Origin of the sequence: Sporolactobacillus sp. KGMB 08714, from assembly GCF_036598985.1 — a bacterium.
Lineage (GTDB): Bacteria > Bacillota > Bacilli > Bacillales > Sporolactobacillaceae > Sporolactobacillus.
The window spans coordinates 22,807-35,560 of sequence record NZ_JAUUBW010000015.1; the positions used below are offsets into that span (position 1 = coordinate 22,807).

Below are 12,754 nucleotides of genomic sequence, written 5' to 3' on the forward strand. Positions count from 1 at the left end.
ACAAAAGCAGCAAAATGCAGATGTGACCTCTACTCACGGGAGCAGGAGGAAGCAGTTTCTGTGATCACTTTTTTGAAACCGTTTTCAGTATATTTTTATTTCTAACTACGCTTTCCTTAAGTTTATCCTTTATCCTGTTGCTATGCGCCCGTCCAAGCAATTACCAAAACATCGCTGCTGATCGCTCTGTACAGCTTTACAAAGCCTGTCCCTGTTCTTCTTCGATTTTTTTCAGAGATTTCCCTCCTGTGTTCGGCATAAAGACAAGACCAACCACCATGGAGATCAGCGTGAATATCGTCATCAGCAGGCCCAAAAGATGAAAACCGATTGTCGCCAGAATCGGAACAAACATGCTCCAAAAACCAAGTGAAATACGGATGACGGCCCACATAAAGCCCTGCGCTGTCGCACGAAATCGCGTAGGGAAAAGCTCGCTTGCCCAAATCTGATAAAATTGCTGCTCGCCGCAACCATTGCCATAGCCCCAAAAAAGGATGAAAAGGATCGCGATACCGGTATTCAATGGGAAAAAAGCGAACAGCGACATGGCCAGAACGCAGAGCCCCGACCCGGAGAGGAACAGCCATCTCCGTGCCTTGGGATTATCAGCAAAGTTCATAAAAATAAATGTGCAGGCAAGAAACGTCACCGCATATTCGGCCAGCTGAAAAACAAGGCTGGTTGCCTGTGTCTGATTGCCAAAATTCTTGAGCAGATATGGGAGAAAGAAACCGTTCGTACCTGCCGCAAAGTTCCAGATGCCAAATAATACAATCAGGAAAATGAGGGCTTTCAGGTTTTTGCCTTTAAAGAGACTGGACAGCTTAACCTTGTTTACATTGGTGACCAAGCCCTCTTTAATTCTTTGGCGTTCTTCAAACCACGTCTTGGATTCCGGCATGTCGACGCGCATCAACCACGTCGCAAAGGCGACGAGAGCCAGATGAAGGAATACGATTCGCACGCCCCACATCTGTAACGAAGCTGTAAAGAACGCTATCGCAAGCGTGACCATTACGCCCACCGCCCAAAGAGACTGCGCCACCCCGCCATGTCTGCTTCGATTTTTAGTCTGCGCATTCTCGGCGATGATTGTCCAGGAAGCCGGTATGTCGGCACCCACAGACAGCCCCATGATAATATATCCAAGAATAAGCACCCATGATGAGGGAGCGCTTACAAGAATGATGATGCCGACAATATAGCAAAGAAGATCATATTCATAAATCTTCTTTCTGCCGACTTTGTCGCAAAGCCACCCGCCGATCAGCGCGCCGATGCCGGCCGAAATCGCGTTCGAGCTGAAAGCGCTGAGCACACCCACGGCCAAGTCGCTTAAATTAAAGTGACCCTGCCATACAGCTAAAGCCGCACCGCCGGCCACAATCGATCCGGAATCAATATAATTAGCGAGGGAAGCGCCAAATGTCCAACGCCAATGTTTCCTTTCCAAGCTTTTCTGCTCTTGCATTTCCGTTTCCACCACTATAACCCCCCTTGTATACGTGAAAATTTCCTGAAAGCACCGGAAACCGGTTCATTTCCCTGCAAGCAAAAAAACATTCCCTTCGTTAAAATTAGCGGAAGACAGGAAGAATTTCTGCGTTTTTCCTTTTAAAAGCTTTAAAAGTAGTTTTTTAGCAAAATCTCCGTCGTTTTCCCATTTTCTTCAATCGAAAGTTTATAATATTCCGACCGAGAAATATCCATTATATAAACACGTTCACTCGTGGGAAACCCATCTTTTCGTGTGGATACAAGCCGCGTGTGTCAAATAGCCCTCCGGCTAAAGCCTGCGGTCATCTGTATAGGCGCATCGGCCGCCTAGCCTGCATCCAACTCTGAATAATTCCACTCCCCGAACACCCGTTACCATTGTTTGCTGTCTTACATACAGTTCAAGACTTACACTCTGCTAGGCTCAGCTAAAAAACGATTAGCCGAAGTAGGGCGAAAAAGTGTCAGAGACCCTGGGATAAATTATTTCTCTTTTTCAAATTTCATTCTTTCAGGTTTCATGGGCACGTAATCGTGAAAATCCTGTTCGAGTTCTTCAAGCGAACGCCCCCTTGTTTCCGGCACGAACTTTAAGACGAACAACAGCGCTACCAGTCCTAAAATAACGAAAGAGAAGAAGGTCAACGACATGCCGATCGCTCCCAGTACGACTGGGAAAAACAAGCCGATCAGGAAGTTTGAGAACCAGAGGAAGAATACGCTAAATCCCATGCCCATGCCGCGCAGCTTGAGCGGGAATATTTCAGAAAGTATCACCCACGAAACAGGAGAAACGGCTCCCTGCTGAAAGGCCAGGAAAGTGACGATTAAGGCCAGAATGATGAATGGCAATGCACTGGTGCCCCTCAATACTGCGGAAAATATACCAAATAACAAAAGTGCTGAAGTGGTTCCGATCACGCCAGTTAGAAACAACGGCCGGCGGTTGACCCTGTTGACCACCCACATGCCAAAAGCTGTCGCCACAACAGCAATCACACCATTCGCGATATTAGCAATGATCGCCACATTCGTCGAAAATCCGGCTGTCTGTAAAATGTGTGTCCCATAGTACATCATGACGTTGACACCGGTAATCTGCTGGATTATGGCGATGCCTATGCCAATCAGCATGATGTGCCGGATCCATGGCGTACTGAGATCTTTCAGTGAGGCCTTTTCTTTATTAATTTTTGCTTGACGGTCAATTGTTTTTTTAATTTCTCCCAATTCCCTTTGAGCGTGTTCAGACGTCGTGCGTATTTTATTTAGCACGCCCAATGCCGAGCCCATTTTCCCTTTTGAGGCATACCATCTTGGGCTTTCCGGAACGAGCCACATGCCGATCCAGAGAATAACCGCCGGCAACGTGCCCACGACGAACATGTAATGCCAGGAACTGTGCATTCCCCCGCTTAAACTATTAATCAGGGCATTGATGATGTAGGCCAATAATTGGCCGCTGACAATCATCATTTCGTTTTGCATGACAACTCGGCCCCTGATTCTGGCGGGAGACATCTCTGAGAGAAAAACAGGTACAGTGGCCGATGCTCCGCCGACGGCAAGGCCAAGTAAAAATTGAAAGAAAATCAGAACCCCTGCATTCGGGGAAAACGTATCTCCAAGTATCATCACGAAGAAAATGACCGCCAGCCATTTGATGGTTCTTCGGCGGCCTTTCAGGTCGGCTAACCATCCGGCGCACAAAGCACCAAATGCAGCCCCCAGGGGCACGGCACTGGTTACCATGCCCTGAGCGAAGTTATTAAGATTTAACTGGTCGGGCAGGCTCATATAAATCAATGAACCATTGATAACACCTGTGTCATAACCAAACAGAAGTCCACCAAATGTTGAAATGATTGTAATGAAACGAAAAAATCTTTTCACACTGTGCTTTGATTTATTCGATCGATTTATACTCACAGTTTCCGGACTTGAAAATTGTGTCATTGTGATTTCATCCCCTAATTTTTCAAAATCCCCGACTAGGCCGAAAGGGACTAATGACTCACGGTGGTATGCTTTAGAGCATCTAAAGCATCGACAGAGGCCTTCATTTCCCTGTTTTCAATAGAGAAAGCCCTTTCAACTATTGGGAACCTGACTTGCATTAAACCGTGACAACGTTCCACGTCCGATTGATCAGAAATAATTAAATGGGTCGCCTCTATGGTTGCTTCTGTATTCTGATCTTCAACACAGGACAGCCCTTTTATCTGGCAAATAAACAATTCAGGTACTCGGTCAATCTCAGCCTCGCCCATACCCAAATGCTGATGGGACCTTGCATAATGAGCAGGCTGAATCCGCCAGGTTCAGAATATAACGGCAGTCTTTCATTGGATTTATTGTATCTGCAACAATAATATATTTTAGATTCTTGTCCGTATAAATTAACGGCCCATAAACATTCTCTCCGCAAAAGTCAGCAGCAATTCCCCATGTAACCGCTTTCGAAGCATCCAGGATTTCGCCTCCTAAGCTTGTCATAATCCTGTTGATGTGCTCCTGTCTAACTGGTGTATCCAAGACGCCACTGCGGTTGGTTAGAAACTAAAAAGGTCACCCGTGATGTTTGTTTCTGTACGCTCATGTCCAACACCGGGTGGCCTTTTATCTGACAGATAATTTACACTTTCAGGGACTGGGCAGAACCTCAGACTAACGAATTCTGATTCTGCAGCGTCAATCCACATTTTCCCTGAAGATATTTTTGTGCTTTTAACGCGTATTCAAAGGGATTGGCTTTCGCAGGATCCTGCTCAGCTTCAACCACCAGCCAGCCATTATAATTTGATTCCCGAATCGCCTGGATAATCGGTACAAAATCAATCACGCCGTCACCGGGAACCGTAAAGGCTCCCTCTTTCACCGCATTTAAAAAGCTGATGTCATTCTGGATAACCCAGTCTCTCTTTCCCGGCCGGATGTCCTTTAAATGAATATGTTTAATACGATCCTTATAGCGATTAAAGATTTTTAGCGGGTCTTCTCCCGAAAAGACAAGATGCCCCGTATCAAATAGCAGATAAACTAAGTCCGGATCCGTTTCGGACATTAACCGGTCGATTTCTTCTGTGGTCTGAACACCAGTACCCATATGATGATGATAAACAACCTTCATATCCTTTTCCTTGGCCAGAGCTCCAAGCCGGTTCAAGCCTTCTTCTAAGCGTTTCCATTCCTCTTCGGTATAAATTGCCTTATTTTTGAAAAGAGGGGTGTCAATCTGGCCCTGCACACTGTGGCCCTGTTCCGCAACGACAATGACTTTGGCGCCCATCGCATTCAGAAAATCTCTATGTTTAATAAAAGCTTTCTCAGTCTCTTCATAGGGTTTTGTTGTCAGAAACGCACTAAACCAAGCACTTGCTACCTGCAAATGACGCAAATCAAGATAATGTTTCAGCACTTCCGGATCTTTAGGATATTTATTACCGATTTCGGTCCCACTAAAACCGGCCAATGCCATTTCACTGATGCACTGTTCAAATGTGTTCTCTCGACCCAATGCCGGCATATCATCATTCGTCCAGGCAATCGGAGCAATACCTAGCTTGAGATTATCAGTCATTCTGGTTTCTCTCCTTTGTAGCTTTTGTTGAATTATTTCGCTCCTGCTGCGGTGTTATGGCTGCGGTCCCGCCATCCCATGCTGTATTTATCGTAAAACTCCGGACGTTCCGGAATGGCAATGGACTCTTCTTTCCCTGAGGTCTGCGCCTTGACACAGGCGTCGGCTGTCACAGCAGCAATATACCCATCCCAAGCCGTCGGACCCTGGGGCGCCCCACCGGCCGCAATCGAATCAATAAAATTCTGCAGTTCCGCGTCGTAGGCCGTCGTAAACCGGTCCGCCCAACTGGTTAAAATCTCATAGCTCAGTTTAGCGTTAATTCGTTTTTGGATCGCTGGCACTTCCGGCAGTCCAATCACTCCTTTTTCACCCACAACGTTGCAACGGATATCATAACCATATTGGCAAGTTACAAATGTTCCTGCATCGATGACGATGCCCTTTTTGGTTGTAATCGTAACAAGTTGCGGATCCCGAAGATCTTTCCGTGCATAACTGCTTTGTTTCGGGAACGTAACACGAACGGACTTATAATCGTCATTGATAAGCCAGTGCAAAACATCTATTTCATGAATCAGTGTATCTGTGATTGCCATCGATGTGGTATAATGCTCATCAACGTCGGGATTGCGATGAGCACAGTGAACAATCAGCGGCTGACCAATTTCGCCTGAATCAATCGACTCCTTCAGCTGTCGATAGCCCGCATCAAACCGTCTCATAAATCCGACCTGAAGGAGATGCTTGCCTGCCTTCGTTTCAGCGTCAACGATTCGTTTACAGCCGGCCGCCGTGTCTGCGAGCGGCTTTTCACTGAATACATACTTGCCGGCCGCAATGCCGGCCAGATTATACTGTTCATGAACCGAGCCAAGATTGGTAATAATAATGGCATCGACATCGCTGCTGGCAATCAGATCCTCACCCGTTTTATAAACCTTGGGCGCAATGCCGATTTGCTTCCCCAATTCCAGGGTCTTATTAATCGCGCCCTCATATATATCTGTGACCGCGGTGACTTCTCCCCCTGATAGCCGTTCCGTAATGCGTTTTATATGTTCTCTGCCCATAGCACCTGTACCAATAACACCGAATTTTAACGTCATGATTTGCTTCCTCCCTCAATTTTTACATGCATCTATTGACTTGTTCATAAAGAACAAAATATTACTCATGAGTTATCAAACAGAAACTTCGTTATGATTCCGCTTTATTTTTGAGCTATTTCTTGTTATTTTTCAATAATTGGAACTCGTTTATTTAGTTGAAATACTGACTGACAACCTTTAGAGTCTTTTCTTTGCCATTTTTCACGACTTCTTCGGCCGGAAGCTTGTAATACTCCGGACGGAACAGTTCAAGGGTGGCCGCTCCTTTATAACCAATCCTTTTAAGCGTTTTCAGTATTCCCTCTAAATCAATGCATCCATCACCAGGCCAGAGACGGTCTTCATCCCGTAAAAAGCCAATCGGAATATCGTCTGTATCATTAATGTGATACAGGAATATTTTCTCCCCATCTGCTTTCGCCAGGGCTGCTAAACTAGATCCCATGCCGTGAAAATGAAAGGAGTCAAGGGTTAAACCGATATTGTCGCGATTCACAGTCTGAATGATATCATAAGCTTGCTCAAAGCGATTTACCGTCGCCTGGGGATGTCCCAGAAATTCCACTGGAATCTTCACGTTGTGCGGAGCAGCAATGTCCGACAGTTCTCTTAAGACGGAAACACAACTTTCCTTAATATCCTTGGTAAAAAACTTTTCCTGAGTCACTAGAGGAACTGCAACAACATAAGGACAATGGATCGCATCCGAAATATCCATCATGTGATTGAATTCCTTGATAATTTCTGCGTGGCCGGTCTCACTGCGATTGTTGAAATATACTAGAGCGTTGAGTGCCAGAGGTTTCAAATGATGGTGTTTAAAATACTGATTCAGATCTTCCAAAGAATGGTTCTGTAAATATTCCGGTAATTTGTCCATAGTTCGAATTTCAATGAAATCGTATCCATTTTCCTCACACAAATCCAATTCCTGTTCCAGAGTGGCATTTTCCAACGTCGTAGCATCATTAAGCGCAAGTTTCATTTGACAGACCTTCTTTTTTGGTTTATTGGCAAGCCAAGTTTATTTCCTGGGCGCTTCGATTTATTCAAACAAGTTCTTTCTGACCCGACCAATTCTTCGGAACGAATACTTACTCAAGTTGTAATTGTAAACTGTAACGATAATTTACCCCTATCCTTCTTTGAATACGGTTGCAGTTTGTGCCTCACTCCTTCTTGTATAGATTTTTTGCCCACATCTACTTATATCATATATTGATCATTAAATCAATACATGATGGTAAACTAATAATTATTTATTGCATATTATCGACGATAAATAATAAATTATCGAGTATGTTTTGATAATATTCTTACTAAATGTTTAGCGTACAGGGTTAATATGACAAGTATCCTCTTCTTCTATTTGCGGGATAATCACCGCCCATCCCAACTGACGCAATGCCTCCCTAAAATATCTTTTTTCACAACTGCAGTCTCATGTATTTCCCGGCTAAAAATTTAATAGACAGATAACAGATACATAACATTCTTATCATTTTGCCACCACAAAACAACACTCTTTGCCGCCAGCTGCCGAGGAGCAATAAAGCAGCTTGGTTCCCGGTAATTAAAAACGGCAAGGCCCATAGGTTCAGGTCTTGACCGTTTGTTCTGCTTGAATAACTGCTTTTAAATATTTTAGTTATCTCAGTTGCTATTGCTGCTTGTGTAATGGTAGAGGCTGTCGTATTTCTGATAAATTTCCAATGCAATCTGTTTATTTTGGGTTATTGCTTTTAAAAATAGTGAAAATGACAGTGGTTTCCCTCGTGATTGATCACTAAGAATTTGAAGTAAACTGACTGAGGCGGGCCGCTGTTAAGCGAGGAAAGAAAGTCAAAAAATCCTTCTCTGAAAGAAGGACTTTTTGACTTAACCAGTGAATCGTAGGCGACATGACCTTGATTTTGTCAACCTTAAATTTAACACACCGGATTCCGGCACTTTAGAATTACGATCAATGCGACATATTCATTAATTTTTCTGCCGGTTCTTTATTTTTCATTTTATCCCGTACAAAAACGAGTGCCGCAGCAGCAATTCCCATCAGTGTAATGATGATGTCCAGCCAGAAAGCATTAACAACACTCTCCGGTTTATTTGTTATTAAAATAGCGCACAAGGCAGGCCCGATCCAATAGCACAGAGCCGCACCACAGCTGTAATAACTGGTCACCCGGCCTTTTGCGTTGGGAAAGTAAGTGGTTAAAATGGACAGGCCAAGCTGCCATACACCGCCTGCCGCGAAAAAGCCGATGATAAGGCCGGTAATTTTGGCCAGCATGACGCTCGGGAACAATACTAAGATAAACAGGAAAATAACTGAAATCACCGTGTAGAGAAGCACAATAGTGATCGGCTTGACTTTAGTGACGATAAGCGAACTCACAAACACCGAAATCAACGATGCCGTCGCATACCAGGAGAGAAGAGTCCCCGCCGCGCTGCTTGACAGGTGCAGAATATTCGTCCCGAAAGCAGGGATATACTGCATAAATAAGTAAAAAGTGATACATGATGAAAAACCGATAAAAACAAGCGGGGCGCCATCCAGCCATATTGAACGTTTTACAATGGGTTCGGCGTTATCTTTGTTTGCTGCAGTTTTCGTCTCTACTTTTTTGTCTATTTTTTCGATCGTCTGCGGCGCATATTTGCATAGTGCAAAGAAGACAGCATTAAGAACCATGATCACAGCAAAAATAATTAATAGCGGTACTGCAGTCGGAAACGCCGCAATAAGAAAGGGCAATACAATTTGTGCGAGAGACATGGCTGCTTTAACCAGAGGCATCATTGACGGTGCTTTCTCCTGAAATGCTTCCGTCAGAATCGGATAACATGAAGTATCGGCAACAGATTGGGAGATGCCGAAAAACAAGGCCGTAATATCTGCAACAATGATATTCGGACTGATGATCAATCCTACAAAGAAAATCAAAGTTGAGATGCAGCTGGTAATCGCAATTGCTTTACGGCCAAATCTATCAGACGCCGGTCCCGCAAACAGAATGACAATGATTCGGGCTATTCCTACCATCGAGATCACTTGCGATATTCCTGCAAGATTGGTTGACCATGCTTTCTCAAAATAATTACTGTATTGTGATATGATAACAGTCGCAATTCCAAGCATGGCATAGTTTAGATATACCGCGCCCGCGACCGGAAAATACTTGCTCCGTTCCATCATTTTTGTTCACTCCCTTTAATCGTATCTCTCTCCTTATTCTTCAAAAATCCACAAAAAAAGAATTACTCAAGTACACTGGATTTCAATTTTCGTTTAATGTCTTCTCTCAACAAATACTTCTTGACTTTTAAGGATGCCGTATGGGGAAGGCTATCTACGATTTCCACGCGTTCGGGAATTTTATACATAGCGATTTGTTTATTTTTAAAAAATGTAATAACCTCATTTAATGACAAACCTTTTTTGACGTCATTCAAAACGACATACGCACAGGACCTTTCACCCAGTCTGCTATCCGGCATCGCGATTACGCTTGCTTCGCGGACGTTGGGATGCTGCATCAGAATGCCTTCGACTTCCGAACTGCTGATATTTTCTCCGCCCCGGATGATAATATCTTTAATTCTTCCTGTAATCCGGATATAACCGTCTTTGTCCATGACCCCTAAATCGCCGCTGTAATACCATCCGTCTTTATCCAAAGCTTTGTCTGTCAGAGCGGGTTCTTTCAGATAACCGGCAAAAACATTGGGACCGCGTGAAGCTTCTTCTCCTTCGACACCCGGCGGAACTTTACTGTGATTTTTATCGACTATTTTCACTTCAATCCCTGCAAGTGAGGCTCCATCGGTCATGAAGATCTTCTCAGCGGAATCTTCTAATTTAGCTGCTGTATGCGGGACGCTTTCCGTTGAACCGTACACGCCCATCAATCGGATTCCTCTGTTCCTCGCCGTTTTTAGCATTTCTCTTGGAATCGGAGAACCTCCGCATAGAAAGAAACGCAGGGAGGAAAGATTATAATTGTTTCTCTGCAGAGCGAGGAATAAATCGTGGACAACGGGTGTACTGCCCATTCCTGCCGTGCACGGTTCGCGCTCAATGAGCCGCAGCGCTTCCTCCGCGTTAAAAACATCCTGCAGCACACAGGTTGCGCCAATCATAAAAGAGGCTGTCAGCCCATGGTGAAAACCAATGGCATGGGCAACCGGTGCCGGCATAAATACAGTATCCAGATAATTCAGATGAAAGTTTGCACAAAATGCACGCTCACTGGCAATAATATTATTGTGAGTCAGCATGACGCCTTTCGGCACTCCTTCTGTACCTGAGGTAAAAAGGACAGCCGCCAAATCATTGGCCTTCAGAGGACTGTACTGAGAGAATGGCTCGCAGGATTTCAGAATGTTTGCCAGCGTACACTGAGTCCATGCTTTCGTTCCCTTTTCAACGACCACCACTTTTTGCAAAGATGAAACATTTTTCCTGATCTGTGCAATAATTGATGGATAATTTTGTTTTCTAAACTGCGAAGGAATAAACAGCACTTTTGATTCACATTTTTTAAGAATATAAGTCAGTTCGCTTCCCTTGAAGTTAGGCAAAAGCGGATTGATCACGGCTCCTGTTTTTAAGCAGGCTACATAAATCATCATGAACTCCGCCCATCCCGGCAATTGTACGGATACAGAATCTCCCGCTTGAATACCCGCCTCTATCAAAAAAGAGGCTATTCTGTCAGCCGCCCTGTCTGTCTCCTTATAGGTCAGCTGCAGTCCATGGTTGTCTTTAACTACCGTTTTCTCAGGAAAACTGAGGACAGATATTCTCCACAAGTCCGCTAATGTCGCATCGCCCCAATGCCCTTCGCGCCGATATTTGTCTATCTGAGAACGGTTCAGCTTCATTTCCAAATCCACATCAAACTCCTCCTCCCCGGGCTGATTTTAAAAGACAAAGAACCGATCAGCCTTCTCTGAAAACAACGCCCTTACCCTGCTCAGGATAATTCCATGAATAACCGGGGAGACTCTGATTCAGTCTTTCACAAACTAACCGGCAGTTTCCGCATTCCAGACAGCCTACATGATCGAAAGTCAATTTCTGATTTTCTTCATCCCACTGATACCGTTCCGCCGGACAGCATCTCGTGCATGCCTTGTGCCCGCACGTTAAACATTGCTCCGGGTCAATAACGATGTGTGGATGCTGATCATCACTATTAAACTTATTTTGAGCCAGGCAGTTATCCATTTTCATGCGTATCACAGAGATCGACTTCCTTTAAAAGCGTCTTTCACCATACCGAACAATGACACTTTTCCTTTTATGGACTGCCTGGCCGCAGTCATTACCGATTTCGCCGGCGTTCCGTCAACGGTATACAGATCTTTCATCAGCGCGATGGCAAGATCAGGATACGTATTAAAAAGGTGTTTCGAATGACCCATATAATCATGAGAATTCTTTAATGTCTTCAGATCTTTTATCACTGTCTGATCGAGTCTGTTTTGATAGGATTTCAATAAATTTTCAGAGAAATCATCCGCCTCAATAGCTTCAATGGCTGTATCCGCCGCGGCCATTCCTGAGAGTATTGCATAATCCATGCCACGGACTGTAAAACCGCGATTAATAACGAGCCCGGCGGCATCTCCGACAAGAAGGAATCCATCAGAGCACAGACGGGGCAATGAGCGGAAGCCCCCTTCCGGAATCAGATGGGCGCTGTACTCGATCAATTTGCCGCCTTCAAGATAGCGGGCAATTGAGGGATGATACAAATACCGTTCAACCATCTCCGTTACGGAAAAATCGGATTCCTTTAACGCAGACGCATCTACCACAATGCCTGCCGAAATACTTTCTTTATTCGTATAGAAAAAGGCACCGCCGCTTACTTTTCTTGTACAATCGCCGGCACACAGCATGGCGGCACCCTCCCCGGAGGAAAGATTGAAACGGGCATTGATCTCATCTTCCGATAATCCGTAAACACATTTAACACCCACCGCAATATCGGAAATCGCAAGTTTCCGTATCATGCCCGCTCGTTCCGCAAGCAAAGCATTCACTCCTTCCGCATCAATGACCAAATCCGCTTCCAGTTCCTCGCCGCCTGTCTCAATTCCGCAGACTCTTCCCTCACGAAGAACAAGACTGTTTACGGTTGTCCCTGAGATGACCATCGCCCCGGCCTCCTCCGCCTTTGAAGCCAGCCATGCATCGAACCGGGTCCTCAAAACGGAAAATGATTTCGATTGGGTGGATTGAAAAGACGTATCGACCGTCATGCTGTCCTTTTCAGTCATCATCATCAGCATTTCTCGTTTGATTTCCCGTTCCAGAGGAGCATTCTGCCACTTCCCGGGCATCAATTTTTCTAAGGCGTAGGTATACAGGCGGCCTCCGCTCACATTTTTTGCTCCGGGAGATTCTCCCCTGTCAACAAGCACGACTTCTTTTCCCGCCTTAGCCAGACGGTAAGCTGCGGCGATGCCTGCTAATCCGGCACCGATAACGATTACTTGAAACTTTTCATCAGCCATAGTAACTTACTCCTTAGAACAATTTATCCGTACA

Annotated in this window: 10 protein-coding genes; all 10 read right to left on the reverse strand. The window is 44.9% G+C overall.

Features of this window, described 5'->3' with window-relative positions:
* Positions 1–196 precede the first annotated feature (196 nt).
* Entirely contained in the window at positions 197–1,486 is a 1,290-nt protein-coding gene (locus Q6A92_RS08525) for an MFS transporter (protein WP_332237725.1), read from the reverse strand.
* A gap of 497 nt (positions 1,487–1,983) precedes the next feature.
* Complete coding sequence (locus Q6A92_RS08530) at positions 1,984–3,456, reverse strand: sugar porter family MFS transporter (RefSeq protein WP_332237727.1); 1,473 nt, start codon at positions 3,454–3,456, stop codon at positions 1,984–1,986.
* A gap of 300 nt (positions 3,457–3,756) precedes the next feature.
* On the reverse strand, positions 3,757–3,996 hold the full coding sequence (locus Q6A92_RS08535; protein ID WP_332237729.1) for a hypothetical protein: 240 nt from the start codon (positions 3,994–3,996) through the stop codon (positions 3,757–3,759).
* A gap of 166 nt (positions 3,997–4,162) precedes the next feature.
* Positions 4,163–5,080 (reverse strand): myo-inosose-2 dehydratase, encoded by a 918-nt coding sequence (gene iolE, locus Q6A92_RS08540; protein ID WP_332237731.1) that lies wholly within the window; start codon positions 5,078–5,080, stop codon positions 4,163–4,165.
* Between the two features lie 32 nt (positions 5,081–5,112).
* Entirely contained in the window at positions 5,113–6,189 is a 1,077-nt protein-coding gene (locus tag Q6A92_RS08545) for a Gfo/Idh/MocA family protein (RefSeq protein WP_332237732.1), read from the reverse strand.
* Positions 6,190–6,343: 154 nt separating this feature from the next.
* Positions 6,344–7,177 carry a sugar phosphate isomerase/epimerase family protein gene (locus Q6A92_RS08550; RefSeq protein ID WP_332237734.1) on the reverse strand — a complete coding sequence of 278 codons (834 nt, stop codon included), beginning with the start codon at positions 7,175–7,177 and terminating at the stop codon, positions 6,344–6,346.
* Positions 7,178–8,155: 978 nt separating this feature from the next.
* Positions 8,156–9,391, reverse strand: coding sequence for an MFS transporter (locus Q6A92_RS08555; RefSeq protein WP_332237736.1), 1,236 nt, complete (start codon positions 9,389–9,391; stop codon positions 8,156–8,158).
* A 62-nt stretch (positions 9,392–9,453) separates the two neighbouring features.
* On the reverse strand, positions 9,454–11,091 hold the full coding sequence (gene fadK / locus Q6A92_RS08560; RefSeq protein WP_332237737.1) for a medium-chain fatty-acid--CoA ligase: 1,638 nt from the start codon (positions 11,089–11,091) through the stop codon (positions 9,454–9,456).
* Positions 11,092–11,137: 46 nt separating this feature from the next.
* Positions 11,138–11,431: a ferredoxin family protein gene (locus Q6A92_RS20280; protein WP_443029708.1), complete on the reverse strand. Its 294-nt coding sequence runs from the start codon at positions 11,429–11,431 to the stop codon at positions 11,138–11,140.
* Positions 11,432–11,436: 5 nt separating this feature from the next.
* Positions 11,437–12,720, reverse strand: coding sequence for an FAD-dependent oxidoreductase (locus Q6A92_RS08565; protein ID WP_332237738.1), 1,284 nt, complete (start codon positions 12,718–12,720; stop codon positions 11,437–11,439).
* Positions 12,721–12,754 lie beyond the last annotated feature (34 nt).